This is a genomic window from Stenotrophomonas sp. STEN031, from assembly GCF_056759975.1.
In genome coordinates this window covers 53,620-80,246 of the sequence record NZ_JBRREA010000008.1, presented here as the reverse complement: position 1 = coordinate 80,246, position 26,627 = coordinate 53,620, and the positions used below count along the sequence as shown (strand labels likewise).

Here is a 26,627-nt window from a genome sequence, read left to right as displayed (position 1 = left end):
CTACTTGGAGGTCGCCGTGAAGATGCCATCCCATTGCGTCGGCGGATGTTTGATCAACTGCTCAAGTCGCTGCAGGTAAAGCATGTGCAACTGCGTAAGCAGCTGCAGTTCGTACTGCGCCTGCAGTGCGCCGAGCGCACGCAGCGCAGCACTGAAATTCCCGCAGCGATACAGACCAAGAACCTGTGCGTGGGCCTGCGCCAACGCCTGGAAATCCGCCTGCTGCGCAAACTGCGCATCGCCAAGCAAGGCAAACAGCTGCACCGGTTCAGTGCGTCCCACCACCCGCACCCGATCCACTTCCAGATAGGCCAGATCGGCGGCCTCGGCGCGCACCGCATCGGTCACCATCACGGTGACGCCGTAGTACTTGGTCAGCCCTTCCACGCGCGAGGCGAGGTTGACGGTGTCACCAATGGCCGAATAGGAGAACCGCTGCTGCGACCCCAGGTTGCCGACGCAGGCATCGCCCAGGTTCAAACCCACACCGATGCGCAATGCGCTGCCGCGTTCGCGATTGAGCGCCTCCACCGCAGCCACCATGCCCAGCGCCGCCAGGCAGGCCTTGCGTGGATGCGCGGCGATGTCGACCGGTGCATTCCAGAACGCCATGATCGCGTCGCCGATGTACTTGTCGATGGTCGCTTCATGCGCCAGCAACACATCGGTCATTGGCGTCAGGAAGTCATTGAGCAACGCGGTCAATGCATCCGGACTCAGATTCTCCGACAGTGAGGTGAAGCCGCGGATATCCGAGAACAACACGGTGATCCGCCGTGTCTGGCCACCAAGCTGCAAGGCCTGCGCATCATGCGATAGACGTTCGACCAGGGCCGGTGACAGGTAGCGCGCAAATGCCGTGCGCACGAAGCGTTTCTCGCGGTTACCGGCAAACAGCAATGCAGGCAGCATGCTGACAAACACCGCCAGCAGGCATAGCAGTGCCGGCACCGGATCCAGCAACCAGGTGTGCCGGGTATACGCCCACCACGCCATGCCGAGCACACCGGCCAGCAACAGCAGAAAGACCAGCGAAGACAGCAGCGGCCGTGCGCCCGCCAGCACCAGCAACAACAGCACACTGCTGACGATGGCAACCAGCACTTCCGCGCCGCGCGCCCAATCCGGGCGCTGCAGGGATTGTTGATTCAAGGCCTGGTCGATCAGCTCGGCATGCACATTGACGCCGGGTTCGGCCGCCGCCAGCGGCGTGGCAACGATGTCGCGCAGGCCGATGGCCGAGGTGCCGACCAGCACAACACGGCCCTCCACCTTGTCCGACCATGCCGCCGCATCACCCTGCAACAGCTGCCATGCCGGAATCACCGTCATATGCGGCATGCCCGAATAGTGGACGCGAAAGCGGCCATCGGCGGCGGCTGGCAACTCCAGCATGCCGACCTTCACTGCAGTCAGCGCAAGCGGGCCAGCGGCGCTTTCACCGCTGGCATCACTGGAGCGCAGCACCAGGCCGGATGCGCCCTGCGCGACGCGCAGGGCTTCCACGCCCAGCCCGGGATAAAGCTGGCCATCGGCAGATGCCAACAACGGCATCGCGCGGATGATGTTGTCGTGTGCCGGCGGAAACGAAAAGCTGCCGATGCCGGTGGCCGCCGCGCTCAACGCCGGCAGATTGGACAATCCGCCTTCGAAAGCGGGCAGATAGCGGCGCGGGTCGCTACCGGCGAACGACAGCCCGGCCAGCGGCGGTGACAATGCGCGCCCGGTTTCGCTCGACAGCGCAACGCCCATCACCACCGGGTTGCGGGCGATGGCCTCGGCGAACACGCGGTCATTGTCCAACGGCGCGTCATCCGGCACCCGGACGGCGATGCCCTGCGCCTGCAGGCGCTGCAGCTGTGGTCCCAGCGAAGTACGGTCCGGTTCGGTGAACACCATGTCGAAGGCAATGACCGCCGCACCAAGACTGCCGACGGTATCGACCAGCTGTCCCATCTGATCGCGTGGCCACGGCCATTGCCCAACCCGCGCCAGCGATGCCTCATCGATGTCCACCACCAGCACACCCGGATCAGGCGTGGCCGCACGCGGGGCGGCGCGCTGGAAACTGTCGAACAGCAGATCAGCCTGCCGCGACAGGCCATCGCGGAACGCGGTGTCGATCAGCAATGCCAGCAACAACACCGCCACCCCACCGAGCAGCAGCCTGGCGCGGCGCGGTCGCGCTGGCGTTGCCTTGCGGCGGCTCGACGACAGCTCGCTCACGGGGCGCCGGAAGCAGGCGTCTCACTGGTTTTCTTGCCAGCGAAGATGCCGGTGGCCGACCAGTTCGTTCCGCCTTCCTCACGCACGTCGAAGGTGCCCAGCATCGCCGCGGTGTTGTCCGTGCCGTCCGAGGCGAAGCCAGCGGTGTAGCGGCCGAAATAAGGCGCGGCCATGGTGGACTCGATGGTTCCCGAGATCGCGTTGTCCGGCATGCCGGAAGCGGCCGAACCCAGGTCAAAGCTGCTGCCGAAACTGTGCCCATCGAAATTGGCGATGTTCAAGCTGCCGGTGCCGGCGGCAAAGTTCACTGTCGCGGTGAAATCCCCGGTCAAACCGTCGACGACCTGGTCATCACGATAAGCCGCACCGATCACCATGCCCGAATAGGAGGCAACGATGTTGGTCGGCAGCTCGGCCAGCGGGGTCAGCTTGCCGATGATCCAGTAACCGTTCTGTGCGACGTTCGGCGGCACATCCTCGCCCGGAATGCCCGGCTGGGTTCCCGGTACATTGATCGCCTCCCAATGTCCCCAGCTCAGGTAATCGCAGTTGCAGAGCAGGTCCGGGCTTCCGTCCACGCGCAGGCTGCCCTGGTTGCTTTCGAACTCATAGCTGCGGTCATGCAGATAGTCACCCGCACCTGACAGGGAGGCACCGTTCCAGGACTCCGGCGCAATGCTGGCGGTGAAGGTACCGGCGGCAGCATCGAACTGGAAGCTCGCGGTGCTTGTGGACACTGCCGTGTTGCCGGCATAGGCAGAGGCGAAGCCTTGCATGATGCCGTTCAGCGTCTTGGGCAAGTCCGGATCTACCGGTTCTACCGGTTCTACTGGTTCTACTGGTTCTACTGGTTCTACTGGTTCTACTGGTTCTACTGGTTCTACCGGGTCTACCGGACCTACAGGGTCGACCGGCGTCACCGGATCCGGCGGTGTGGCGCGGCGCTCAAGCTCTGTCTCGAGCTGCGATTGCCCGGGGCTGTCGCCCTGCGCAGCAGGCAGCAATGCCGAAGGCCCCTGCCCCGGCACAACACCGGGCACACCCAGCGCCGGCCCCATCGGAGCGCCGCTGAACCCGGCACGCGCGTTTGGCTGTGCCTCCAGCCCACCGACATTCTGGTCCTCACCCTGCGCCGCTGGCAGCGCCGCCGCCGGATCAACCGGCGCACCGCCGCCATTGTTGATCAAGGCACCATCGCCGTTGGAACTGAAGCCCGTACCCGGTTGGTGCAGCACCACCGCCGGTCCCTGCGCCGGTTCGAAGCGTGCCTCATCGCCAAACTCGAACTGCCCGATGGCACTGCCTGCACAACCGGCCGCCGCATCATCCACGCACAAACCCAGAATGCCGCCACGGATGCCGGCCACGCCGACCGGCGTCTTGATCTTCACTCCATCCGCGCTCTTGGACGCCGCACCGCCAATGAAACGCATAACCCCGCGCGACATGCTGCCAGCCAGCTGCGCCGTTCCCCGCTCGGGGTTGTAGACGAATTGATCGATCACCAACGACGAACGCGGGCCGATGGTGAAACTGGAACCGTCCACCAGCAGCACCTGCACCACGCCCTTGGCGTCGGTCTGGAAGCGCTGGTTGCGCAACACGTTGTCGCCCAGTCGCACCACCCGCGGTGCCGTCGAACCGAAGTAACTCTGGGCATCCGGCGCGACCGCCGCCGCAGTGCCCACTTTCTCGGCCGAGGCCGGCGCCACCGCAAGCAACAGGCCCGCAATTACCGCTACCGGTAGATGGATACGCATCGCTGGAATCCTCAGAACGCCTGGATCACTGAAAAGCCGGCAAACCGGTTGTTGTACTCGCGCAGTGCATAGTTGGAATGCAGCCGCCGGTAGCCGGCATACAGCTGCAGATCCGTGCCGCTGCGCAGCGGGATGGTCTGCACCGCCTGCAGCACCAATTCGTTGCCGCGTTGGCGCGTATCGCGGCTGACCACCGTCATCGGCACATCATTGCGCCGCCGCGCTGCCTGGGCAGTCACCGCCAGCATCCACGGTTGGCTGTGTTTGCCGAGCAAGGCGGGGTAGCGATAGTTCACGCCGACGTTGAAGCGCGGTTCCCAATAACTGTTGAACGCGACCTGCGCCTTGCGCCGCTCGACGCCAGGATTCAGCAGCAACTGCCAGTCATCGGCAAGCTGACGGCTGTAGCTGACGCTGGCACGGTAGCGGTCACCCGAATAGGCCTTGGCACTGGCCATGTCCGCGGCCGGGGTATAGCGCTCATCGCGCCAGTCGACATTCGCCGCCAGCAATGATTCACGGCCTATCGGCTTGCGGAAGGCGACCGCCAATCCTCCCGAATGCATGTAGCGCGTGCCATCCAGCCAGGTCTGCCCCAGCAGTCCGGCAACCGCGATACGGGCGTCACGCCACCCCCAGCGGTTGAGTGAAATGTCCGGCCCCAAGCGCAGCTCCAGCCCGTCGCTGCCCAGTTCCCCCAGATCGCGATAGCGACTGGAGGCTGCGGCCAGCGACACATCCAACACACCGCCCTGTTTGGACAGCGGCTGCCGATAGCGCAGCAAAGCGCCCAGTTGCAGACTGCTGTCACTGGCTGCGCGCGAATCGGGAGCCAACTCGAAATCACGGCCATTCAAGCTGATGCTGTCACGGTCCGGCGCACCGTTGGCGTTGCTTTCCGCGCGTGCGCCGATGCTGAGCATGCCGCTGAAGCCGCCGCGCTGTTTGCGCTCACCTTCAATCACGGCCATATAGCCCGCGATGCGCCGACGTACCGGATCCGGTGTCTCCGGCAATGCCAGCACCCGGTCGAACAGCTGCCGCGCGCGCGGATAGGCACCCAGGCGGAAATACAGCGCCGCAAGCTCCAGTTGCAGCCGCGGCGTCGCCGGCCGCACGATCAGCATCCGCTCGTAAGTGGCGATCGCCGCCTCGTAATCACCGAGGCGGGTGGATGCCACCGCATAGGCGAAACCGGCATCCAGGTCCGCCGGATCGTCGAGGATCTTCTGGAACAGTTGCCGCCGCTCCGTTTCCAGCTGCGCGACCTCGCTGACCGGCACTGCCGCCGGTACGTTGTAGAAATGGTGCTGCGCCAGCGCCGTGCCGCCAGGCAAAAAGCACAGTACCGCCGCCAGGACGGCAAGGCGCGCGCGTCCCCGCCGCGCGTCCAGCACATGTCCCTCCGGGCGACGGTACTGCCCCCCCATGCTCCGTGATTCCACAATGGCCTCCTGCATCGCGGTTCCGGCTACCGGCTCGATAGCCCAGGCGCAATGTGCGCGGAGTGTATAGAGGCACCGTAAGAACACCGCGCGGTCGCGACCTTGGCGTAAGACCTCCCCGGCTAGAATCAACGCCCCACCCGTCGAGTCCGCTCAATGAACGCTTACGCCCTGTTGGCCTGCGCCATCGCCCTGGAGGTGCTCGCCACCTCGCTGCTCAAGGCCTCCGATGGCATGAGCCGGCTATGGCCCACCGTGGGTGCGCTGCTCGGTTACAGCGTGTGCTTCTGGCTGTTGGCATTGGTGATGAAGACCATCCCCACCGGCATCGCATACGCGATCTGGTCCGGCGTCGGCATCGTGTTGATCTCGTTGATCGGGCTGTTCGTGTTCAAGCAGAAGCTTGATGCGGCCGCCATCGTCGGCATTGGCCTGATCTGCGCCGGGGTGCTGGTGATCAACCTGTTCTCACGTTCAACGGCACATTGAGCGATAGAGCCGAGCGTGGTCCGCCGTTGCCCCCTCCCTTTTGCGTAGCAATGGGGAGGGCCGGGGAGGGGTGCTTTGGCTTTGCTTGCTTCGCGGCTTACGCCGCTCCTACGAGATTGTTGGTAACGCCTCTGCCGAGCATGGCTCGGCACTACCGCCGTTGCTCCCACCCTTTTGCGTCGCAAAGGGGAGGGGTGCTTTGGCTTTGCTTGCTTCGCGGCTTACGCCGCTCCCACAAGATTGCTCGCCACGCCCCTGCCGGGCATGGCTCGACACTACCTTGCTTCCATCGCCGCTGGCTTAAACTGTGCTTCCCCGCGTGAGGAAGTTGTCGATGTACGGAACCGACGTTGCGCTGCTGGTAATCGATCTGCAACCGGATTTCATGCCCGGCGGTGCCCTGCCCTGCCCGCATGGCGACACTATCGTGCCCGGCATCGCTGCGCTGTTGTCAGCACGCCACTACCACACCGTGGTTGCCACCCAGGATTGGCACCCGGCCGATCACGCCTCGTTCGCCAGCCAGCACCACGGGCGTAAACCATTCGACGCCATCGAACTGCACGGCCAACCACAAACCCTATGGCCAGACCACTGCGTCCAGGGCACGGAGGGAGCAAGTCTGGATGCACGGGTGGACTGGAAGCACGCCGACCTGATACTGCGCAAAGGCACACAGCGGCTCGTGGACTCCTATAGCGCGTTCCGCGAGAACATCGGCCCGCAAGCCACCCGTGCCCCCACCGGACTGGCCGGCTGGCTGCATGAACGCGGCATCCGCGAGGTCCACGTCTGTGGCCTGGCACGTGACTACTGCGTGCTGTGGAGCGCGCAGGACGCGGCCATCAGCGGCTTCCGGGTGCGCTTCCTGTGGGAGCTGACCCGGCCGGTGGCCGCCGCCAGCGACGAGGCCACGCGTATTGCGTTGATGGAAGCAGGTATCGAGATCGGCTGAACCCGGGCCGGATTCAGCGGAACACCACCGTGCGGTGCCCGTTGAGCAGGATGCGATGCTCCACATGCCGACGCACCGCCCGCGCCAGTACCAGCGATTCGGTATCGCTGCCCAGCTGCACCAGGTCACGCGGCGTCATTGCGTGGTCCACGCGCGCCACGTCCTGCTCGATGATCGGGCCCTCGTCCAGGTCCGAGGTCACGTAATGCGCGGTGGCGCCGATGATCTTGACCCCGCGCGCATGCGCCTGGTGATACGGCTGGGCGCCCTTGAAACTGGGCAGGAAGCTGTGGTGGATATTGATTGCCCGCCCGGACAAGGCCTCGCATAGCCGTGGCGACAGGATCTGCATGTAGCGCGCCAGCACCACCAGGTCGATGCGCTCGCGCTCGACCAGGTCGATGATCTGCTGTTCCTGTTGCTCGCGGTTTTCGGCGCTCACTGGCAGGTGGTGGAACGGCACATTGTAGGAACCGGCCAAGCCGGCGAAGTCGTTGTGGTTGGAAGCCACCGCGGCGATATCCACCTTCAGCTGGCGGCTATGGGTGCGGAATAACAGGTCATTGAGGCAATGCCCCTGCTTGCTGACCAGCACCAGCAGGCGCGCACGCCGCCGCGCATCGTGCAGTTCCCACTGCATCGCGAACTCATCGCCCAGGCCCTGCAGCCTGGCGCGCACCACCGGTTCATCGCCCGCATTGCCCATGTCGAAATGCACGCGCAGGAAGAAGCGGCCGCTTTCATCATCACCAAACTGCTGGGCATCGAGGATGTTGCAGCCCGCCTCGAACAGCAGGCCGGACACGCGATAGACAATGCCGGTGCGGTCCGGGCAGGAAAGAGTGAGGATGAAATCGGGACGCATGGCCAACAACATTTATCGGTGGGGTCGTGGAAAGTAACCGTTCCAGTCGATCCCCGGCAAAGACAGTTGCAGCTGACACGGTTTGCCCGTCGGCCTGCTCAGTGCGGATGTACCGTCAGCGCCACCAGCCGCATCACCACCGGCCGCACCATTAGCACGCAGCAGAATGCGGTTGGCATCGCCAGGCAGTAAGCCGACAGCACCCGCGCCGGGAACTGGCCATCGATGCCGGCATTGGCGGCCGTGATCACCAGGCACATCAGCATGGCCATGATCGAGGCCATGAAGAAAGCGAAAACAACAGGTGTGGCGCGCGCATGCAACTTCCAGCGGGCAACGGCGACGGAACGGGGGTCTGGCGGCATCCAGCGGGATCCATGCATGCAGCAATCAGGCGCTGCGGGCCGGGCACGATAGTCGGCAAGCCGGCGGCCGGCTAGATCGCGTCGGCTTGGCGCTTTATAAAGATTTACTTTGCAATCCTCCCGGAAAATGCCGAGCGGCATGAACATACTCCACGCCATCCGCAGCTTCATCCGCACCGCCGACGCCGGCAGCCTGGCCGCTGCCGCGCGTACCCTGGGCATCAGTGCGGCAGCGGTGGGCCAGAACATCGCCCGCCTGGAAGCCCATCTGGGCGTGCGCCTGTTCAACCGCACCACCCGCCAGTTGGCCCTGACCGAACGCGGTGCCGTCTACCTGGCACAGGTGCGGCATATCGAGCGCGACCTGCAGCGCGCCCAGGCAGCGGTGACCGACCCCGATGCGATGCCGGCCGGTCGGCTGCGCATCGCCAGCAGTGCCGCGTTCGGCCGGCATGTGCTTGCACCATTGCTGCCGGCCCTGCAGCAACGTTATCCGCGACTGGAAATGGAGCTGCTGCTGGCCGACCGCAGCGTCGACCACGCCCATGAAGACGTGGATGTCAGCATCCGCATCGAGCCGCAGCTGGAGGAAGGCCTGGTGGCACGGCCCATCGCGCAGGTGCCATTCGTGTTCTGTGCCGCACCGGCCTATCTGGCCATCGCCGGCACACCGCGTACACCCGATGAGCTGCACGAGCACCGCTGCCTGCTGTTCCGCTATCCGCTGGATGGACGCTACCTGCGCTGGGGTTTCGTCCGCGACGGCCTGCGCTTTGATGCTGAGGTACAACCAGCGCTGGTCAGCGACGATATCGATGCCCTGGCGGCGATGGCCGCACGCGGCGGCGGCATCACCCGGCTGGCGAGCTTCGTCGCCGCCCCGTATCTGGCACGCGGTGAGCTGCAGGCCCTGTTCCAGGATGAGGCCAGCAGCGATGCGCAGGCCTCACCGGAGCCGATGCGCCTGTTCCTGTGCGTCAGCGACCGCCGCGACCTGACCCCGAAAGTGCGCTCGCTGCTGCAGCACATCCTCGATGCCCTGCCGCCGGCCTGGCGCATCGACATCGACCACGCCTGAGCGCCAGCGGCCGCACCGCTGGCGCCTTCGCCGGACGTCAGCCTCGTTGGTCGAGCTTGAACAGACCGCGCGCTTCATGGGGTTCGCAGCGCATGTATTGCGGCGACACCGTCACCTGCGCGCCCAGCGCTGCCGCGGCATGCCACGGCCAGCGCGGGTCGTAGAGAATGCCGCGGGCGATGCCGATTGCGTCGGCCTTGCCATCGACGAGGATTTCCTCGGCATGCGTCGGCTCTGTGATCAGGCCCACCGCGATCACCGGCGTGCCGATTTCGGCCTTGATCGCCGCCGCCTGCGGCACCTGGTAGCCGGGCTCGACCGGAATCTGCTGGCGCGGATCCAGCCCGCCGCTGGACACATGCAGGAAGTCGTTGCCGCGTGCCTCCAGCGCCTTGGCCAGCACGATGCTCTGGGCGACATCCCAGCCGCCTTCTACCCAATCGGTAGCAGAGATGCGCACGCCCAGTGCAACGCTGCTCGGCACCACCGCACGCACCGCATCGAATACCCGCAGCAACAGGCGCATGCGGTTTTCCAGCGAGCCGCCGTAGGCATCATCGCGCTGGTTGCTCAGCGGCGACAGGAACTGATGCAGCAGGTAGCCATGCGCGGCATGTAGTTCAATCAGCTCCAGACCGAGCCGCACCGCGCGCTTGGCGGCAGCAGCAAAGTCTTCAACCACCGCGTCGATACCGGCGTCATCCAATGCTTCAGGCGTGGGATCACCGGCCTTGAACGGCCGCGCCGACGGTGCCAGCACCTGCCAGCCGTGCGCCTGTTCCGGCGCGATTGCGCCACCGCCATCCCAGGGCCTTGCAGTGGACGCCTTGCGCCCGGCATGGGCCAGTTGCACGCCGATCGGCATGCTCGACCAGCGCCGCACCGACGCCAGCACCTTGGCCAGTGCCGCTTCGGTGACGTCATCCCACAAACCCAGATCAGCCCAGCTGATGCGCGCACGCGGCTCGACCGCGGTCGCTTCGATGATCAACAGGCCGGCGCCGGACTGCGCCAGCTGGCCCAGATGGATCGTGTGCCAATCAGTGGCCTGCCCGTCTTCGGCCGAGTATTGGCACATCGGCGCGATGACGATGCGGTTGGAAAGGGAAAGCGGGCCTAGCGACAACGGTGAGAAAAGCTGGCTCACGTGGGGAACGTCCATCAACGGTGGGGGCGCCCATTGCACGCCGCGCCGGCCGTTGATTCAACCGGCGTGATGGATCACTGCGTCTTGGTGCCGTCCAACAGGAAGGCAAGTGCCTGGGCGCAGGGCATTTCCACCTTCAGCGACAGCAGGTGATCGGCGCGGGTAAGACCCAGATTGACAGCGGCCACCGGCAGACCGGCCTTGGCGGCGGCATCGACGAAGCGAAAACCCGAATACACCATCAGCGACGAGCCCAGCACCAGCACCGCATCGGAACGCTGCAGATGTTCATGCACGGCGGCAACGCGCTCGCGCGGCACGTTCTCGCCGAAGAACACCACGTCAGGTTTAAGCACGCCACCACATGCATCACAAGCCGGCACGCTGAAGGCGGAGAAATCGGCTTCCAGATCGGCATCACCATCGGGCGCGATGCCGGCCTCCAAGGTGTCCCAGCCCGGGTTGGCATCCAGCAGTCGCTGTTGCAGCAGCTCACGCGAGCTGCGTGCTTCACAGCCCATGCAACGTACCTGGTCCAGTCGGCCGTGCAGATCGATCACCGTCTGGCTGCCCGCCGCCTGGTGCAGGCAATCCACGTTCTGGGTCAGCAGCAGCTCGATGCGACCATCGGCTTCCAACGCCGCCAGCGCACGGTGCGTGCCATTGGGCAAGGCCTGGCCGAAGCGCGGCCAGCCCAGCAGGCTGCGCGCCCAATAACGCTTGCGTGTTGCTTCCTCGTCCATGAAGGCCTGGTAGGTCACCGGCGGCGTGCGCTTCCATTGGCCATCGCGATCGCGATAGTCGGGAATGCCGGAGTCGGTGCTGCAACCGGCACCCGTTACCACGAACAGGCGCCGATGGCCGGCGATGAATTCCGGCAATTCGGTGATCACTGCCGGCGACAGACGCCCGGTCGGTACCGATGAAGTGGTCATCACCGCGCAGCTCAGGCCTGCGTCGGCAGCGCCGGCACGGTGGTCGGATGACCTTCGCCATCCAGCGCGATCATCACGAAGGTGCCTTTGGTGCAGAGCGCACGTTCGCCGTTGTGCAGGTCTTCGGCGATCAGTTCGACTTCCACATGCATCGAACTGCGGCCAACCTTGACCACCCGGCCGATGGTTTCCACCATCTGCCCGATGCGGATCGGCAGCTTGAAATCGACCTGGTCCGAGCGTGCGGTGACCACGGTGCAACGGGAATAACGGGCCGCAGCGAGAAATGCTGCCTTGTCCATCCACGCCAGCGCCTGGCCGCCGAACAGCGTGCCCATATGGTTGGTGTGGTTGGGGAAGACGATTTCCGCCATGCGGACTTCGACCGGCGGGTTGGTTTCGGGAATGGGGGTCATGGGGGTGTCACCTGTAAGTTGGCGCAGATGATACGCCCGCAAAGCTGTGCAGCTTGTGTACGCAGCTGCAGATAGCTTTTGTAGGAGCGGCGTGAGCCGCGAAGCCGATAAAGCCTCAGAAGCCTGCGACGCATCCCTCCCAAACCCTCCCCTTCACCTTCGGTGAAAGAGAGGGAGACCAGTAACGCCGCAGCACTTCGCTCTGCCCCCTCCCTTCGGCGCAGCCGAGGGGAGGGCTGGGGAGGGGTGCCTTTGCTGTTGAAGGTGGCTTCCGCCAAAAAACGGCAATCGAGCGCTACGTGTAGAGCCCAAAGCACCCCTCCCCAACCCTCCCCTGCGCTCCGCGCAAGGGAGGGAGACAAGCGCGCTTCGCGCACGGGAGAGCGTCGCTCAAAACGCCATATCGAACGCCACTTCACCCTGCACGCCGACCTGGTAGGCAGAGGCGCGGCGCTCGAAGAAGTTGGTCAGTTCCTGCACGTCCTGCAGCTCCATGAACGGCAGCGGGTTGCGCACGTTGTACTTCTTGGCCATGCCCAGTTTCAGGAAGTGGTTGTCGGCGCAATGCTGCAGGTACTGGCGCATGTCGCGGGTGGAAATGCCAGCCACTCCACCGGACAGCACGTCCTCGGCAAACTGCACTTCGCAGTCGATGGCCTCTTCCAGCATCTGGTAGACCTCCTGCTCCATCTTCGCGTCGAACAGGTCGGGTTCTTCGGCGCGGATCTTGCGTACGCACTCGAAGGCGAACTCCATGTGGCAGCTCTCGTCGCGGAACACCCAGTTGGTGCCCGAGGCCAAGCCCGGCAGCAGGCCGCGCGAACGGAAGTAATACACATAGGCAAACGCAGCAAAGAAGAACAGGCCCTCGATGCAGGCGGCAAAGCAGATCTGGTTGAGCAGGAACTGGCGGCGGTCCTCGCGGGTTTCCAGGCGCTTGGTCTCCTGCAGCGAGTCGATCCACTTGAAGCAGAAATCGGCCTTCTTCTTGATCGAGTCGATGTTCTCAACCGCGGCAAACGCCTTGAAGCGTTCTTCCGGATCCGGCAGGTAGTTGTCCAGCAGGGTCAGGTAGAACTGCACATGCAGCGCTTCTTCGTACAGCTGGCGCGACAGGTACATGCGCGCTTCCGGCGCATTGAGATGCTGGTACAGGTTCAGCACCAGGTTGTTCGACACGATCGAATCGCCGGTGGCGAAGAACGCGACCAGGCGGTGGATCAGGTGCTGGTCGGCCGGCGACATCTTCTGGTGCAGGTCGGTGATGTCGATCTGGAAATTGATCTCTTCCACCGTCCAGGTGTTCTTGATCGCGTTGCGGTACATCTCGTAGAAGTCCGGGTAACGCATCGGACGCAGGGTCAGCTCGAAACCAGGGTCCAGGAGCATCGGGCGCCGCCCTTGCACAGGAGTGAGTGAAGAGGAGTGAGAAGTGAGAGTAGCGGCCTGATCGATATCGGCTGACGAAGACATTTGGATTTTCCTTATTGGCTTTCTTTGTCCAGAGGAGAAATTGAGTAGACACTCATCTTCTGGAGGGGAAATGCATTACCGGCAAACCATCATCTGGCAAAAAACGATGCATCTGACGTTGGCGATATACCGGCTGGCACCACTGCTGCCGCGCGAGGAGGTCTACGGCATGCGTAGCCAGCTCACCCGGGCCGCCACCTCGGTACCGGCCAATATCGCCGAAGGTTGGACCCGTGAATCGAGCGCAGAGAAAGCACACTTCCTTGCCATCGCACACGGATCATTGGCTGAACTCGAAACTCTTTTGACCTTATGTGAACAGCTCGACTGGTTTCCAGTTGACCAGACTGCGGTACCCCGTAGCCTGATCAACGAAGCCAGCCGCATGCTGACCACCCTGCGGAGGAGGAGAAGGAGCGAGAAGTGAGGAAAATAACGAGAGAATGCAGCGCTTGCTTTGTTCCCTCTCACTCCTCGCGCCTCTTAACTCACTCCCGCTTTACTGGCAGGCCTCGCAGGCTTCCGGGTTTTCCAGCGAGCAGGCCACGGCTTCGACCGGGGTGTAGCTGCTGACCGTGGTCTTGGCGATCTTGGTGGCCGGACGCGAACGCAGGTAGTAGGTGGTCTTGATGCCCTTCTTCCATGCGTACATGTACATGGACGACATCGCACCGATGTTCGGGCTTTCCATGAACAGGTTGAGCGAGGCCGACTGGTCGATGTAGGCACCGCGGTCGGCAGCCATGTCGATCAGCGAGCGCATCGGCAGTTCCCAGGCGGTGCGGTAGATATGCCGCAGGGTTTCCGGGATCTGCGGCAGGTTCTGGATGGAACCGTCAGCGAGCTTGATCGCATCGCGCATTTCCGCCGTCCACAGGCCCAGCTGCTTCAGTTCGGCCACCAGGTGGCGGTTGATCTGCAGGAAGTCGCCGGACAGCGTCTCGCGCTTGAACAGGTTGGACACCTGCGGCTCCACGCATTCGTAGCAGCCGGCAATCGAGGCGATGGTGGCAGTCGGGGCGATGGCGATGATCAGCGAGTTGCGCAGGCCGTGCTGCTTGATGCGCTCACGCAGGGCGTCCCAGCGCGCGGTGTCTTCCGGCACCACATTCCAGGCGTCGAACTGCAGCTCGCCGTGGGCGGCGCGGGTATCGTTGAACGAGGGGTGTTTGCCACGTTCCTGGGCCAGCTCGCAGGACACTTCCAGGGCGTGGAAGTAGATGGTCTCGGCGATCTTGGCCGACAGCGCGCGGGCCGGTTCCGAATCAAACGCCAGGCGCTTGCGGAAGAACACGTCCTGCAGGCCCATGCAGCCCAGGCCAACCGGGCGCCAGCGCAGGTTGCCGCGGCGGGCGGTTTCAATCGGGTAGAAGTTCAGGTCGATCACACGGTCGAGCTGGCGCACGGCCAGGCGCACGGTCTCGGCCAGCTTCTCGAAATCGAAGTCGCCGTGTTCGTCGATGTGGTTGCCCAGGTTGATCGAACCCAGGTTGCAGACCGCGGTCTCGTCGTTGGAGGTGATCTCCAGGATCTCGGTGCACAGGTTGGACAGGTGGATCACGTTGCCGGCGCGCAGGGTCTGGTTGCTGGCCAGGTTGCACTTGTCCTTGAACGTCATCCAGCCATTGCCGGTCTCGGCCAGGGTGCGCATCATCCGCGAGTACAGCTTGCGGGCGGATACGCTCTTGCGGGCCTTGCCCTGCATTTCAGCCTGTACATAGGCCTGCTCGAAGGCCGGGCCGTACAGGTCGGTGAGCTCGGGCACCACGCGCGGGTCGAACAGCGACCATTCCTGGTCGGCCTCCACGCGCTGCATGAACAGGTCCGGCACCCAGTTGGCCAGGTTGAGGTTGTGGGTACGGCGCGAATCGTCACCGGCGTTGTCGCGCAGCTCGAGGAAGTCCTCGATGTCGGCGTGCCAGGTTTCCAGGTAGACGCAGGCCGCGCCCTTGCGCTTGCCGCCCTGGTTGACCGCTGCCACCGACGAATCCAGCGTCTTCAGCCACGGCACGATGCCGTTGGAGTGACCGTTGGTGGACTTGATCAGCGAGCCACGCGAACGCACGCGGGTATAGCTGACGCCGATGCCGCCGCTGAACTTGGACAGCTGGGCGATGTCGGCATAGCGGTCGTAGATGGATTCCAGCGAGTCCTGCGGCGAATCCAGCAGGAAGCACGAGGACAGCTGCTCGTGGCTGGTGCCGGCATTGAACAGGGTCGGGCTGGACGGCAGGTAGTCCAGGCTGCCCAGGCGCTGGTACAGCGCCAGTGCCTCGGGCACGTCCTCGCTCAGCGCGCTGGCGATGCGCAGGAAGAACTGCTGCGGGGTCTCGATGACCTTGCGCGTATGCGGATGCCGCAGCAGGTAGCGGTCATACATGGTGCGCAGGCCGAAGTAATCGAAGTTCAGGTCGTAGGCCGGGTCGATCGCATCGTTGAGCTTGCGTGCATTGACCTGCACGAAGTTGAGCAGGCGGTCGTTGATCAGGCCCACTTCGTGGCCACGGCCCACCGACTGCGAGAACGCATGGATTTCCTGCCCGGACACTTCCTTGGCGATGAAGTTGGCCAGCAGGCGCGCGGCCAGGCGGCCGTACTCGGGCTCTTCGCCGATCAGCAGGGCGGCGGTACGGATCGACAGCTCGTCCAGTTCCTGGGTGCTGGCGCCGTTGTACAGGCCGGAGATGGTGCGCGTGGCCACCCGCATCGGGTCCACCGCGTGCAGGCCTTCGCAGCAGCGCTGGATGGCACGGACAATCTTGTTGAGGTCTACCGGCTCGGTGCTGCCATTGCGCTTGGTCACGCTCATGGCGGTGGCGGTCGGCGGCGGGGTCAGTTCAAAACCGGCTTCAGCCGGAGCGACGTCAGTATGAGTGGCAGTCACGACGATGGTGTCCTTGCAAACGTTATGCACGCAGCTCCTGCCCGCGCAGGAAGCAGAGCCGGTACGGAGCAGCGAGCATGGAAGGACGGCGTCGCAGCAGCCGCGACTGCCCGCGACCCACGGGTCGGCAGCAGTACGGCACCACGTCACCAGCCGTCTTCCCCTCGAAGACACCGCAGCCGGCACCACGCGGTGTGCATCGCGTGGCTGTCGGCAGGTCTTCGGACTCATGGGCAGGAAGGCGGGGGCCTTCTCCTACTCCGCCGCTTCCCAAGGCCTGTGCCTCAGTGCTGTTGGCGGGGTCGTTCCCAATTACCGCTGCGGGGCAGTGCCGGACTAGCCTTGAAGGCATCACCGGCTTCCCTATTAATCCGACGGAAAATTCCGCCAGAACCGACGGGGCACAAGATAGTGGGGGTGTATGACAGGGTCAACACCAAATCTAGTATTTCTTTGCCAAGCCTTGCGGCACAAGGCCTGGACTGTCCGGCGCCCGGGCCGGACACTGCAGCCCGCTCGAACGGAGTGCGCAGTCAAGCCTTTTACAGAGTTTTTTTGTAGGGAAACCGCCTGAGTTGATAGCGTAAATTTCTGATGAAATTCCGGACGTGACTTCCGGCCTGCGCCAGCTGCGACAGGAGCCGCCAAGCTGCGTCCATGTTCACGGCAAGGGATCCATGCCATGCGCCTGTCTTCCATCGCGGTCTCGCTTACCCTGCTGCTGCCGCTGGCGGCCCAGGCCGGCACGGTCAAGGCGCCTGAGCTGTCCGCCGATCAATGCGGCGTATCCACCGACTACAACGTGCTGGTCGACGGCGGCGGCATCTGGCTGCGCCGCGATACGCTGCCCATGCGCGAGATCGTCTTCCACGACGGCCAGCTGAGCATCGACAACCGCATGCAGACGGTATCGCCCGCCGATGCACAACGTCTGCGCGCACTGGAGGATGGCGTGCGCCGGCTGATGCCGGCGGTGACCGGCATCGCCACCGAGTCCGTTGGCATCAGCTTCGATACCTTGGACTCGGTTTACGAAGGCCTCACCGGTAACGCCAACTCCCGCAAAGTGCGCAAGTTGCGCAAGGAGGCCGAGCGCTTTGTCGAACAGACCATCGGCCGCGGCCGCTGGGACCAGGACCTGTTCAATGAAGGTTTCGAAGCACGGGTGCAGGATGCCGCCGAGAGCCTGAGCAGCTCCATCGCCCGCAGCATGCTGTGGGCGGTATTCACCGGTGGCGGGGACAAGCTGGATGCGCGCGCAGACAAACTCGACGCCGAACTGGAGCAGCGTCTGGAAGGGCGCGCTGCCGCCCTGGAGCAGCACGTGCGCTCGCTGTGCACGCAGGTACAGGCGCTGGATAGGCTGCAGTCGGCACTGGAGTTCCGCCTCGATGGCCAGCCACTGCAGATGATGCGCGTGAGCGGCGATGACGCGACGATGGCGGTGCGCGAAGACCGCCAGGACGACAGCATTCCGTTACCCGCGCGGTAAAGCCCACCTCCTGTAGTGCCGAGCCATGCTCAAAGGAGGGGGCACAGCTCAGCCCTTCGGCAGCTGCGCCAGCTCCTCGCGCACCAGCTTCACCACCAGCTTGTCCAGGGTGTCGACCGAATAGTTCTCCACCTCATGCACGGTCTCGCTGCCCGGACCGCTGGAGGGATCACTGGCGTCCTTGTAGGTAAGGAAGATGAATCGCCCGCCGGTGTACTGCGCGATCTGCCGCTGCGCGATCTCGCCGGTCGTGTCCTGGCCGGATGCGGCAACGCTCAACACCTTGATGCCCTTGCCCAGCGCCGCCAGCATGGTCTGCTCGTAGCGCGGCTGCGGGTAGTCCATGTGCGGCGGCGCATCGGCCAGCGACACCAGCAGGCGGGTGGTCGAGGCACCGCGCCAGTTCATCGCCTGCACCGCATGGTCGAAGGCTTCGTTCATCGCCTCAGGGTAGTCACCGCCGCCATTGGTGCGCACGCCATCGAGCACTTTCTGGAAGCCGGCAACGTTGTTGCTCAGGTCCCAGCCACGCACGAAGTATTCGTCGCCGCGGTCTCGGTAGGTCACCAGCCCCAGGCAGATGTCCGGGTTGGAGGGCAACTGGGCGATGTCACGGACGATGCCCTGCAGTGAATCGCGCAGCTTGTCGATTTCATCGGCCATCGAACCGGTGGCATCAACCATGAACACAAGATCGAGCTTGGCCCGGGCCGGCAGTGGCGCATCGGGTACCACCACCTGCACGGCATTCTTCTGTCCGCGCTGCAGGGCCGAGGTCACCGTCTTGCCTGCGCGTCGCACCTGCACCTGGTAGCTGGCCGAATCGCGGTCATCAAAGGCATTGGGATGTATCCACACCTGGCCACCGGCATCGGTGCGCGCCCACATCCGCGCGCCGTTGCGGGCGGTAACAGCCACTTCCGCATCCGGTACCGGCCGGCCCTGTGCATCCACCACCTGCAGGCGCTGGCGCACGCTGACATCGCGTCCGAGCGTATTGGCCTCTTCGTGACGCTGCAGGAATTGCCGGAAGGCGGTGAAGTCGGCATTGTCATCGACCACCCCAGCTGTGACCGCTGCCTGCTGCTGGCGCAGGTGACCGCTGCTCGGCGCGACGGCCATCGGCATTTCCGCGGCGGCCGATGCAACCTCGGCCATCGCATCCGCACTGACCGCAACCGGCGATGGCGGTGCCGCAGGCGCAGGCATCGGAGCCATCATCTTCGCCATCGCGCGCGAACCGTCCCCACGACGCAGGCGAACCTCGCCCGCGGCGATATTGTGCTGCTGCGGCCTGGGGCTGGGATCGGCAACCTCGCGCAGCACCGGCGTGTCGCTGCATACCGTGGCGCTGGGTGCCTGGAAGTTGGGCTGGGTCTGGCGCGTACGCTGGAGGGTCGGCGCCTTGAGGTCGCCGCTGTCTTCGGCCACCGGGAACGGGGTGTGGCGGACCGACGCGGCTACCGGCAGGCCGACCAACAACGTCACTGCCGCGGCCAGCGCGATGTTACGAACCGCCGGCCTGTTTGAACCCTTTGCGCTACCCATGATTCCTGCTCCTTGCGGGCCGCGTGATGCGGCGTACGGGGATAGGAACGGATGGGAATGGGGAGTGGGGTTAAATCTGCTCCCTCCCTTGCGCAACGCGCAGGGGAGGGTTGGGGAGGGGTTGGCTTTGCTGCTTTAGTGCCGAGCCATGCTCGGCAGAGGCTTTACCGGGAATGCCCTTGCCGAGCATGGCTCGGCACTACAGGAGGCGTCAGTTGCGGTGCGCGGTGCCCAGGTATTCGGCGCTCTGCATCTCGATCAGGCGACTGGCGGTGCGCTCGAAGGCGCCGGCCAAGCGGGTGCCGCTGTACAGCAGCGGCGGTGCGTCCTGGGCGGTGCAGACCAGGTTGACCTGACGGTCGTACAGCTCATCGATCAGGTTGACGAAGCGGCGCGCGGCATCTTCATTCATGCGATCGAAATGCGGAATGCCACCCAGCAGCACGGTGGTGAACTCGCGTGCGATCTCGATGTAGTCCGACGGCCCACGCGGGCCTTCGCACAATGCTGCGAAATCAAACCAGGCAATGCTCTTGCCACGGCCACGCACCGGGATCTTGCGACCTTCGATCTGGATATTGCCGCCGCGTGCTTCTTCGGCACCGCTCAACTCCTTCCAGCGTCCGCCCAACCACGCATCACTCTCGCCATCGAGCGGCGCCCGGTAGACCGGCGAGCGGGTCAGCGCGCGCATGCGGTAATCCTCTGTGCCTTCGGCATACAGCTCTACGCAATACTTCTCCAGCAAGGCAATCGCCGGCAGGAAGCTGTCACGCTGCAGGCCGTTGAGATAGAGGTTTTCCACCGCCGTATTGGACGTGGTCACCAGAGTCACGCCCTCGGCGAACAGCCGCTCCAGCAAGCGTCCCAGCAACATCGCATCGCCGATATCGGTGACGAAGAATTCATCCAGCACCAGCACCCGCAGCTTGTCACGCCACTGCTGGGCGATCTTCGCCAGCGGGTCGCTCTGCCCCTGATGCAGGTGCAGCTGCTCGTGGATACCGCGCATGAAGCGGTGGAAGTGGGTGCGGTACTTCTGCTCGATCGGCAGGCCGTCGTAGAACAGATCGACCAGGAAGGTCTTGCCGCGGCCAACACCGCCCCAGAAATACAGACCCTTGACCGGCTCGGGCTTCTTCCAGAACGCGGACAGGCGGTCCAGCCAGCCGTCCTGCGCACTGTCGACGATGGCCAGATGGATGCGGTCCAGCTCGGCCAGCGCGGCATGCTGGGCAACATCGTCGCGCCAATCGCCGCGGGCCACGCCGGCGGCGTAGCGTTGTGAGGGGGTCATCGCATCCATGCTCAGTTGCTGCCGTCGGGCAGCCAACGCCGCACTTCATGCTGGATGGCGCCGCGCAGGTCGATCAACTTGCGGTGGAAGAAATGCGAGGTGTCCGGCATGCGCACCAGCTGCGGCGGGTTCGGCAGTGATTCCAGCCACTGGTAGACACCTTGGGCATCCACCACTTCGTCCGCATCGCCCTGCACCACCAGCCAGTTGGCCGGCGGCTGCACTTCGGAAAAATCCCAGGTGCGGCGGCCCACCGGCGGCGCGATCGAGATCAAGGCCTGCGGCTGCAGCTGCGCGGCGGCGCGCAGCGACACATAGGCGCCGAAGCTGAAACCGGCCAGCCACAATGCGGCATCCGGGCGTTCGCTGCGCACCCAGTTGACCACCGCGCGCAGATCGTCGGCTTCGCCTTCACCGTTGTCGTAGGTGCCAACCGAGGCTCCGACACTGCGGAAGTTGAAACGCACGGTGGTGATGCCCAGGTCGCGCAGCGCGCGCGAGACCATGGTCACCACCTTGTTGTGCATGCTGCCACCCTCGATGGACAGCGGGTGGCAGATGACGGCGATGATCGGACGCGCGGCGGTCTCGCCATCAGGCAGGTCGACGCCGACTTCCAGCGGACCAGCCGGGCCGTCCAGCATCAGCGTCGCCGATTCGTGGGGGAATGGGAGAGTTTGCATACGGCCATAATAGCGGCCCCGTCCGGCGGCTTCACGCCCGCCCTTCACAACTGCCCCAATCCATGCATTTCCTTGTCCTGAGTGTGATCTGCAGTGTTCTGGTATCGGTGCTGCTGAAGCTGGCACCGCGTCGTGGCGTCGATATCGCCCAGGCGGTGACCTGGAACTACCTCGCCGCCAGCGTGCTGTCGCTGCTGTTGCTCAAGCCGTCGCTGCAGTCGCTGCAGAGCGGGCACACGCCGTGGTTGGCGTTGCTTGGCCTGGCCGTGGCCTTGCCCGGCATCTTCCTGGTGCTGGCCCGCGCGGTGCGCGAGGCCGGCATCGTGCGCAGCGACGTGGCCCAGCGGCTGTCCTTGCTGCTGTCACTGGCGGCCGCCTTTCTGATGTTCGGCGAACAGGCCAACGGCTGGAAACTGGCGGGCCTGGGACTGGGCTTGCTGGCGATTGTCGGTGTGACCGCGCGCGATGGCGGCAGCGCCGAACGCTCGCGTTCAAGCTGGGGCTGGTTGCTTGGAGTCTGGGCCGGCTTTGCCTTGATCGACATCCTGCTCAAGCAGGTGGCTGCCGCCGGGACGCCATCCACCGCGGCCTTGCTGGTGAGCTTCGGCATCGCCTTCGTATTGATGCTGGTTTGGCAGCTGCAGCGGCATGTCAGCGGCAACAGCCGGCTGACGCTGGGCAATCTCGGTTTTGGCCTGCTGCTCGGGCTGCTCAACTTCGGCAACATCCTGTTTTACGTGCGGGCGCATCAGGCGCTGCCACACAGCCCGGCGACGATTTTCGCGGGCATGAATATTGGCGTGGTGTGTCTGGGTGCGCTGGTCGGCGTGCTGGTGTTTGGTGAGAAGACCAGCGTGTGGAATCGGCTTGGCCTGGCACTGGCGGTGGTGGCGATAGCCTTGATTGCGCGCGGGACGCTTTAGAGACAGGAGTGAGTGAAGAGGAGTGAGGAGTGAGGAGTGAGAAAAAGCAGCGCCCTGCTCGCCTTCTGCCTGTCTCTCACTTCTCGCTCCCCTCCATCCGTTCACAACCCGAAACTCCCCCGCACCGTCAGCGCAAGCCAGAGCCAGAGCAACGAGGCAGCAGCTTGTATCTCACTCCCCACTCCTCTTCACTCACTCCTGGCCCTCAGGGCTCAAACCCCAGCAACAACGGATCATGGTCCGAGCTGCGCCACGGCCCCGGCACATTGCGGCCCTGGTAACCCACCTCGTCGGCCTCATCGGCATTGATATGCCACTCGGCCGCGCCCTTCAGCCGTGCGGCCATGCCCGGGCTGAGCAGCGCGTGATCCAGGCGACCGGTCAAACCGTTGTAGACGTAGCTGTAAGGCTGCTGCACGCCAGCCACCTTGAACGCGTCCTGCCAGCCATCGGCATTCAAGGTGCGGATCGGGTCTTCCATTGCATAGGCGTTGAAGTCGCCCAGCAACACCGCATCACGGCTGCCGGTACCGGTCGGATCTTCCTGCAGCCAGCTGTGCAGCAGCTTGGCGGATTCCACGCGGGTGGCGTTCCAGCAACCCTGGCCGTCATTGCGATCAGCATTCTCGCCACTCGCTTCCGAGCAGCCCTTGGACTTGAAGTGGTTGGCCACCACCACGAACGGCGTGCCCTTGCGGCCCATGCGGAAGGCCTGCGCCAACGGCACGCGGCTGCGCTCGCCGAACGGCTCGCGCTCCAGCACCGCCGGCTTGCCGACCGGGCTCACCCTTGAAGCGCGGTAGATGATGCCGACACGGATCGGGTTGTCGCCCGGGCCCTTGCCGGCATCGACGAAGCGCCAGTCGCCCTCCTTGCCCTGCGCCGCATTGAGCGCGCGCACCAGCTGATCGATCGCCGAGCCCGGGCCGTAGCCGTCGTTCTCCAGTTCCATCAGCGCAGCGACGTCGGCGTTGAGGCTGCCGATGGTGGTGATCAGCTTGGCCTGCTGCGCCACCTGCTGTTCGGCGGTCTTGGCGCCACGCAGGGTCGGATAGCCGCCGCCCTTGCCGTCGCCATTGAAGTAATTCTCCAGGTTGAACGCAGCGATGCGCAGGCCGCCAGCCACCGTCGGTGGCTGCTGCGGACGCTCGGCATCCACCACGACCGGAGCGGTCAGCTGCAGCCGATAGCCGCCATCGAAACGCTGGTCGACGATGCCCTGTACCTCGCGCAGCTGCGCACCACTGCGCAGCAGCTGGTCCGGCGCCAGATACGGCACCGCACCCGGATCGCGCTTGCCGCTGGCATCGTCCAGGCGCAGGCGACGGCGGTTGTTGTCGGCAATAACCGCGGCTTGTTCGGGGCTGCCGGCGGCGGCCACTTCGCTGGGCTGCCACAGGCGGCCGCCGAAAGCAGCGGTCAGTTCGCCATAGCGCGAGAGCTGGTCCTGGCCAGCCACGGTCAGGCCGGTCGGAATGCGCACCTGCATGCCTTCCAATGCTTCCCAGTTGGCGGGGACATCGGTCAACACCAGCGGCGCCGGTACGGGCCGCGCTGCAGCCGGGTTGACGGTCTGGGCCTGCAGCGTGGTCAGGCCCTGCTCGCTCTTGCCGGCGGCCTGCTCTTCGACGGTACCGGTAATGCGCAGCCACTGGCCGACCTGCACGGCCTGCTCCTTGGGCAGGCGCACGAACATGGCATCGGAAGTGGCGGTATCAGCATCACCTGCGTCCTGCACGAAGATGCCGCCCAGGCCATCGCGCATATCGGCGGTCACCGCGCCCTCGATGGTGACGGTCTTGCCCGCGTACGGGCTGTGATCGGTCGCGCCCTGCACGCTGCCGATCGGCAGTACAACGGGCCTGGAGGGGGCAGCCAGCGCCGCGCCGGAACAGGCGGCAGCCAAGGCCAGGGCAAGCAAGCTAGGGGTACAACGCATGGACGCACTCCGGGGAAGACGGAAACACAAAGCGCCGCCCTGGTGGGGCGGCGCCGGCTATTCTGCAGCAATCGGGCCTGTTGCCAGCTGCGTGAGTCTGGCGGCTTTCTATTTCAGATTGGCCAGCATCCAGTCCACAGTGGCGTGGATCTGCTCCTCGCTGAGCCCAGCATTGCCGCCTTTGGGCGGCATGATGCCGCCGTCCGGGCCGGTGTAGCCCTCGATGGCGTGTTTGTAGAGGGTGTCCTTGCCCTGTGCCAGGCGCTGATCCCAGTGGCTGTGGTCCAGGGTCGGTGCTTTGCCAACGCCGGTGGTGTGGCAGGCGGTGCACAGGCTGTCGAAGATGGTCTTGCCGTCCAGGGTGCCACCGTAGGCCCCGCTGGCTGCTGCCGCAGCGGCAGCTGCTGCTGAAGCGGCAGCCTGTGCCGATGCCCCGGTGGCGCCGGCGTACACCGCACCAATGGGGGCGATGCGTTCCTCGATGCGTTTGGTCGCGGTCGGCGACACTTCCTTGGGAATGACGTGCTGCAGGTAGGACGCGAAGATGATCAAGCCAATCGTGATGACGGCCAGGATGGCGATCACGATGGAAAAGCGTTTCAGGAACTCAAGGTCGTAATTCCGCACGTCTCATCACCCCGGGCGAGTTGTCGGTGGACCAGCAGCTGCTGGGCGAGTATAGACCAGCGTCCGCCCGCTCCCGCAATGCCCTGAACGCGCGCACAAGTGCGGCATTGCAGCATCCCGCAGGGCTTACAGCACTCACTGCGGCATCGGCGCACCGGCTGCGCGCAGGCACAGCGCACTGATCGCAGCGACCAGGTGTTCGCCATCGCGCAGGCCGTCACGGCTGGGCGCGGTCGGCCCAACCAGGGCTTCGGTGAAGGCACCGACGATGCAGGCCGCGCTGATCTCCAGGTCCTGCGCCGGCAGCTCGCCAGCGTGTACGCCGTCTTCAAGGATGCGCTTGAACACGTCACCGAACAGACGCCGGCAGCGGATGCGCTCGGCCTCCACTTCCGGGTCCACCGGCTCGGCGATGAAGGCATAGGCCAGGCCCGGGCCGGCCATGGCGCGGCGCACGAACGAGGCCACCGCCAGCTGCAGCCGCTGCGGCGCCGGCAAGGGCTGATCGGCGATGGTGGCGAGGATCTCCAGCTCGTGCTCAACGGCGAAGGTCAGCACCTCCACGAACAGCTCGGCCTTGGAGGGGAAATGCCGGTAGATCAACCCGGTCGAGACCCCCGCCTCGGCCGCCACGGCGGTGATCGGCGCATTGCGATAGCCACCTGCGGCGACCAGCCGGCGGGCGGCGACCAGGATCCGCTCGCGGTTGCCCGCCAGCCGTTTTTCCATCAATTCCGAGCGCTTGTAAGCCATTTGTTGATTCTATGTTCAATTTTTGAATTTGTATTCACTTTTTGTCCGGGAGCCGCTAGGCTGCGCGCAAACGCCCGTGCCGACGGCCTGCCCGTCTCCCCAACCCGGTGCGCCCCTTATCGCCAAGCAGTACCGGAGCCAGCCATGCACGTCCCCACCCTGAATTTTGATCTGGGCGAAGAAATCGACATGTTGCGCGAAAGCGTGGGGCAGTTTGCCGCCGCCCACATCGCGCCACTGGCCGCCGAAGCCGACGCCAGCAACCACTTCCCCAACCAGCTCTGGCGCCAGCTCGGCGAGCAGGGCCTGCTGGGCCTGACCGTGGAAGAAGAATACGGTGGCAGCGGCATGGGCTACCTGGCGCATGTGGTGGCGATGGAGGAAATCTCGCGTGCTTCCGGCGGCATCGGCCTGTCCTATGGCGCGCATTCCAACCTGTGCCTCAACCAGCTGCGCAAGAACGCCAGCGAAGCGCAGAAGCACAAATACCTGCCCAAGCTGTGCAGTGGCGAACACGTCGGCGCGCTGGCAATGAGCGAGCCGGGTGCCGGTTCGGACGTGGTATCGATGAAGCTGCGCGCCGAGCTGCGCGGTGATCACTACGTGCTCAACGGCAACAAGATGTGGATCACCAATGGTCCCGATGCCAACGTGCTGGTGGTCTACGCCAAGACCGACCCGGAAGCGGGTTCACGCGGCATCACCGCCTTCATCATCGAGAAGGGCATGAAGAGCTTCTCCACCGCGCAGAAGCTGGACAAGCTCGGCATGCGCTCGTCCAACACCTGTGAGCTGGTGTTCCAGGATTGCGAAGTGCCGGTCGAGAACGTGCTGGGTGCAGTTGGTGGTGGGGTCAAGGTGCTGATGTCCGGCCTGGACTACGAACGCGTGGTGTTGTCGGGCGGCCCGCTGGGCCTGATGTCGGCGGCGCTGGATGTGGTGCTGCCCTACGTGCATGAGCGCAAGCAGTTTGGCGAAGCGATCGGCAGCTTCCAGCTGATCCAGGCCAAGTTGGCCGACATGTATGTCGGCCTCAATGCCTGCCGCGCCTATGTGTATGCGGTGGCCAAGGCCTGCGACCAGGGCCGTACCACCCGCCAGGACGCGGCCGGCGCGATCCTGTATTCGGCCGAGAAGGCAACCTGGGCGGCAGGTGAAGCGATCCAGATCCTCGGCGGCAACGGCTATATCAACGAGTACCCGGCCGGGCGCTTGTGGCGTGATGCCAAGTTGTATGAGATTGGTGCCGGTACTTCGGAAATCCGCCGCATGTTGATTGGGCGCGAGTTGTTCCAGAAGACCGCATGAATGACGCAAAGCAGAATCA

General features: G+C 64.7%; 23 protein-coding genes and 1 riboswitch. Of the genes, 7 read left to right on the top strand and 16 right to left on the bottom strand.

The genetic code is table 11. From position 1 onward, the window contains the following. The 3 genes from ACVOLQ_RS05535 to ACVOLQ_RS05525 are packed head-to-tail and all read right to left on the bottom strand — an operon-like array spanning nt 1 to nt 5,446. Entirely contained in the window at nt 1–2,226 is a 2,226-nt protein-coding gene (locus ACVOLQ_RS05535; RefSeq protein ID WP_481527376.1) for a CHASE2 domain-containing protein, read from the bottom strand. Continuing rightward, on the bottom strand, nt 2,223–3,986 hold the full coding sequence (locus ACVOLQ_RS05530; RefSeq protein WP_481527375.1) for a FecR family protein: 1,764 nt from the start codon (nt 3,984–3,986) through the stop codon (nt 2,223–2,225). The genes ACVOLQ_RS05535 and ACVOLQ_RS05530 overlap by 4 nt, the downstream gene beginning before the upstream one ends. 11 nt (nt 3,987–3,997) lie before the next feature. Then, nucleotides 3,998–5,446, bottom strand: coding sequence for a tetratricopeptide repeat protein (locus tag ACVOLQ_RS05525; protein ID WP_481527374.1), 1,449 nt, complete (start codon nt 5,444–5,446; stop codon nt 3,998–4,000). 141 nt (nt 5,447–5,587) lie between these two features. Here ACVOLQ_RS05525 and ACVOLQ_RS05520 point away from each other — a divergent pair, with 141 nt between their 5' ends. After that, nucleotides 5,588–5,920, top strand: coding sequence for an SMR family transporter (locus tag ACVOLQ_RS05520; RefSeq protein ID WP_313171234.1), 333 nt, complete (start codon nt 5,588–5,590; stop codon nt 5,918–5,920). Between the two features lie 334 nt (nt 5,921–6,254). Then, a complete protein-coding gene (gene pncA, locus ACVOLQ_RS05515) occupies nt 6,255–6,875 on the top strand; it encodes a bifunctional nicotinamidase/pyrazinamidase (RefSeq protein ID WP_481527373.1) in 621 nt (206 codons plus the stop codon). A gap of 13 nt (nt 6,876–6,888) precedes the next feature. Here the strand turns inward: pncA and purU are convergent, their stop codons facing one another. Both purU and ACVOLQ_RS05505 read right to left on the bottom strand, forming a co-directional pair. Next, nucleotides 6,889–7,740, bottom strand: a complete 852-nt coding sequence (gene purU / locus ACVOLQ_RS05510; protein WP_481527372.1) for a formyltetrahydrofolate deformylase — start codon at nt 7,738–7,740, stop codon at nt 6,889–6,891. A 98-nt stretch (nt 7,741–7,838) separates the two neighbouring features. After that, entirely contained in the window at nt 7,839–8,252 is a 414-nt protein-coding gene (locus tag ACVOLQ_RS05505) for a DUF2798 domain-containing protein (RefSeq protein WP_481527371.1), read from the bottom strand. On the opposite strand from ACVOLQ_RS05505, the gene ACVOLQ_RS05500 reads away from it, so the two are divergent. Continuing rightward, the gene (locus ACVOLQ_RS05500) at nt 8,245–9,183 is read left to right on the top strand and encodes a LysR family transcriptional regulator (protein ID WP_481527370.1); all 939 of its coding nucleotides are present in this window, start codon (nt 8,245–8,247) and stop codon (nt 9,181–9,183) included. The two genes, ACVOLQ_RS05505 and ACVOLQ_RS05500, sit on opposite strands and share 8 nt — an antisense overlap. A gap of 37 nt (nt 9,184–9,220) precedes the next feature. On the opposite strand, the gene ACVOLQ_RS05495 is transcribed toward ACVOLQ_RS05500, so the two are convergent. The 4 genes from ACVOLQ_RS05495 to ACVOLQ_RS05480 all read right to left on the bottom strand — a co-directional run bounded on the left by ACVOLQ_RS05495 (nt 9,221) and on the right by ACVOLQ_RS05480 (nt 13,070). Continuing rightward, nucleotides 9,221–10,330, bottom strand: a complete 1,110-nt coding sequence (locus tag ACVOLQ_RS05495) for an NADH:flavin oxidoreductase/NADH oxidase (protein ID WP_481527369.1) — start codon at nt 10,328–10,330, stop codon at nt 9,221–9,223. Between the two features lie 74 nt (nt 10,331–10,404). Next, on the bottom strand, nt 10,405–11,265 hold the full coding sequence (locus ACVOLQ_RS05490; protein WP_481527368.1) for an NAD-dependent protein deacetylase: 861 nt from the start codon (nt 11,263–11,265) through the stop codon (nt 10,405–10,407). An 11-nt stretch (nt 11,266–11,276) separates the two neighbouring features. Further along, a complete protein-coding gene (locus ACVOLQ_RS05485) occupies nt 11,277–11,681 on the bottom strand; it encodes an acyl-CoA thioesterase (protein ID WP_312367676.1) in 405 nt (134 codons plus the stop codon). Between the two features lie 390 nt (nt 11,682–12,071). After that, a complete protein-coding gene (locus ACVOLQ_RS05480; protein WP_293712244.1) occupies nt 12,072–13,070 on the bottom strand; it encodes a ribonucleotide-diphosphate reductase subunit beta in 999 nt (332 codons plus the stop codon). Between the two features lie 154 nt (nt 13,071–13,224). On the opposite strand from ACVOLQ_RS05480, the gene ACVOLQ_RS05475 reads away from it, so the two are divergent. Continuing rightward, entirely contained in the window at nt 13,225–13,581 is a 357-nt protein-coding gene (locus ACVOLQ_RS05475) for a four helix bundle protein (RefSeq protein ID WP_312367672.1), read from the top strand. A 72-nt stretch (nt 13,582–13,653) separates the two neighbouring features. Here the strand turns inward: ACVOLQ_RS05475 and ACVOLQ_RS05470 are convergent, their stop codons facing one another. After that, the gene (locus tag ACVOLQ_RS05470) at nt 13,654–15,963 is read right to left on the bottom strand and encodes a ribonucleoside-diphosphate reductase subunit alpha (RefSeq protein WP_481527436.1); all 2,310 of its coding nucleotides are present in this window, start codon (nt 15,961–15,963) and stop codon (nt 13,654–13,656) included. Between the two features lie 271 nt (nt 15,964–16,234). Then, nucleotides 16,235–16,451: riboswitch (cobalamin riboswitch) on the bottom strand. 269 nt (nt 16,452–16,720) lie between these two features. Between ACVOLQ_RS05470 and ACVOLQ_RS05465 the strand changes: the two genes are divergently transcribed. Next, entirely contained in the window at nt 16,721–17,530 is an 810-nt protein-coding gene (locus ACVOLQ_RS05465) for a DUF2884 family protein (protein ID WP_313493689.1), read from the top strand. Between the two features lie 48 nt (nt 17,531–17,578). Here ACVOLQ_RS05465 and ACVOLQ_RS05460 read toward each other — a convergent pair whose 3' ends face one another. The 3 genes from ACVOLQ_RS05460 to ACVOLQ_RS05450 all read right to left on the bottom strand — a co-directional run bounded on the left by ACVOLQ_RS05460 (nt 17,579) and on the right by ACVOLQ_RS05450 (nt 21,058). Next, nucleotides 17,579–19,078 (bottom strand): VWA domain-containing protein, encoded by a 1,500-nt coding sequence (locus ACVOLQ_RS05460; protein WP_481527367.1) that lies wholly within the window; start codon nt 19,076–19,078, stop codon nt 17,579–17,581. A gap of 211 nt (nt 19,079–19,289) precedes the next feature. Then, nucleotides 19,290–20,384 carry a cell division protein ZapE gene (zapE, locus tag ACVOLQ_RS05455; protein ID WP_481527366.1) on the bottom strand — a complete coding sequence of 365 codons (1,095 nt, stop codon included), beginning with the start codon at nt 20,382–20,384 and terminating at the stop codon, nt 19,290–19,292. Between the two features lie 2 nt (nt 20,385–20,386). Next, nucleotides 20,387–21,058 carry an alpha/beta hydrolase gene (locus ACVOLQ_RS05450; protein WP_313171250.1) on the bottom strand — a complete coding sequence of 224 codons (672 nt, stop codon included), beginning with the start codon at nt 21,056–21,058 and terminating at the stop codon, nt 20,387–20,389. A gap of 62 nt (nt 21,059–21,120) precedes the next feature. Between ACVOLQ_RS05450 and ACVOLQ_RS05445 the strand changes: the two genes are divergently transcribed. Then, nucleotides 21,121–21,981, top strand: coding sequence for an EamA family transporter (locus ACVOLQ_RS05445; protein WP_481527365.1), 861 nt, complete (start codon nt 21,121–21,123; stop codon nt 21,979–21,981). Between the two features lie 205 nt (nt 21,982–22,186). Here the strand turns inward: ACVOLQ_RS05445 and ACVOLQ_RS05440 are convergent, their stop codons facing one another. The 3 genes from ACVOLQ_RS05440 to ACVOLQ_RS05430 form a co-directional block, all read right to left on the bottom strand. Then, a complete protein-coding gene (locus tag ACVOLQ_RS05440) occupies nt 22,187–23,920 on the bottom strand; it encodes an ExeM/NucH family extracellular endonuclease (protein WP_481527364.1) in 1,734 nt (577 codons plus the stop codon). Between the two features lie 108 nt (nt 23,921–24,028). Beyond that, the gene (locus ACVOLQ_RS05435) at nt 24,029–24,547 is read right to left on the bottom strand and encodes a c-type cytochrome (protein ID WP_313495776.1); all 519 of its coding nucleotides are present in this window, start codon (nt 24,545–24,547) and stop codon (nt 24,029–24,031) included. A 135-nt stretch (nt 24,548–24,682) separates the two neighbouring features. Further along, entirely contained in the window at nt 24,683–25,300 is a 618-nt protein-coding gene (locus ACVOLQ_RS05430) for a TetR/AcrR family transcriptional regulator (protein WP_481527363.1), read from the bottom strand. 144 nt (nt 25,301–25,444) lie between these two features. On the opposite strand from ACVOLQ_RS05430, the gene ACVOLQ_RS05425 reads away from it, so the two are divergent. After that, complete coding sequence (locus ACVOLQ_RS05425; RefSeq protein WP_481527362.1) at nt 25,445–26,608, top strand: isovaleryl-CoA dehydrogenase; 1,164 nt, start codon at nt 25,445–25,447, stop codon at nt 26,606–26,608. Nucleotides 26,609–26,627: the final 19 nt, after the last annotated feature.

Bases quoted from the DNA above. Each gene is read 5' to 3' on its own strand.
- ACVOLQ_RS05475 (WP_312367672.1), top strand. From the start codon at position 13,225: ATGCATTACCGGCAAACCATCATCTGGCAAAAAACGATGCATCTGACG.
- purU (WP_481527372.1), bottom strand. From the start codon at position 7,740: ATGCGTCCCGATTTCATCCTCACTCTTTCCTGCCCGGACCGCACCGGC.
- ACVOLQ_RS05500 (WP_481527370.1), top strand. From the start codon at position 8,245: ATGAACATACTCCACGCCATCCGCAGCTTCATCCGCACCGCCGACGCC.
- ACVOLQ_RS05480 (WP_293712244.1), bottom strand. From the start codon at position 13,070: ATGCTCCTGGACCCTGGTTTCGAGCTGACCCTGCGTCCGATGCGTTAC.
- ACVOLQ_RS05530 (WP_481527375.1), bottom strand. From the start codon at position 3,986: ATGCGTATCCATCTACCGGTAGCGGTAATTGCGGGCCTGTTGCTTGCG.
- ACVOLQ_RS05450 (WP_313171250.1), bottom strand. From the start codon at position 21,058: ATGCAAACTCTCCCATTCCCCCACGAATCGGCGACGCTGATGCTGGAC.
- ACVOLQ_RS05465 (WP_313493689.1), top strand. From the start codon at position 16,721: ATGCGCCTGTCTTCCATCGCGGTCTCGCTTACCCTGCTGCTGCCGCTG.
- pncA (WP_481527373.1), top strand. From the start codon at position 6,255: ATGTACGGAACCGACGTTGCGCTGCTGGTAATCGATCTGCAACCGGAT.
- ACVOLQ_RS05440 (WP_481527364.1), bottom strand. From the start codon at position 23,920: ATGCGTTGTACCCCTAGCTTGCTTGCCCTGGCCTTGGCTGCCGCCTGT.
- ACVOLQ_RS05485 (WP_312367676.1), bottom strand. From the start codon at position 11,681: ATGACCCCCATTCCCGAAACCAACCCGCCGGTCGAAGTCCGCATGGCG.
- ACVOLQ_RS05460 (WP_481527367.1), bottom strand. From the start codon at position 19,078: ATGGGTAGCGCAAAGGGTTCAAACAGGCCGGCGGTTCGTAACATCGCG.
- ACVOLQ_RS05505 (WP_481527371.1), bottom strand. From the start codon at position 8,252: ATGTTCATGCCGCTCGGCATTTTCCGGGAGGATTGCAAAGTAAATCTT.
- ACVOLQ_RS05525 (WP_481527374.1), bottom strand. From the start codon at position 5,446: ATGCAGGAGGCCATTGTGGAATCACGGAGCATGGGGGGGCAGTACCGT.
- ACVOLQ_RS05445 (WP_481527365.1), top strand. From the start codon at position 21,121: ATGCATTTCCTTGTCCTGAGTGTGATCTGCAGTGTTCTGGTATCGGTG.
- ACVOLQ_RS05430 (WP_481527363.1), bottom strand. From the start codon at position 25,300: ATGGCTTACAAGCGCTCGGAATTGATGGAAAAACGGCTGGCGGGCAAC.
- ACVOLQ_RS05470 (WP_481527436.1), bottom strand. From the start codon at position 15,963: ATGAGCGTGACCAAGCGCAATGGCAGCACCGAGCCGGTAGACCTCAAC.
- ACVOLQ_RS05490 (WP_481527368.1), bottom strand. From the start codon at position 11,265: ATGACCACTTCATCGGTACCGACCGGGCGTCTGTCGCCGGCAGTGATC.
- ACVOLQ_RS05520 (WP_313171234.1), top strand. From the start codon at position 5,588: ATGAACGCTTACGCCCTGTTGGCCTGCGCCATCGCCCTGGAGGTGCTC.
- zapE (WP_481527366.1), bottom strand. From the start codon at position 20,384: ATGGATGCGATGACCCCCTCACAACGCTACGCCGCCGGCGTGGCCCGC.
- ACVOLQ_RS05425 (WP_481527362.1), top strand. From the start codon at position 25,445: ATGCACGTCCCCACCCTGAATTTTGATCTGGGCGAAGAAATCGACATG.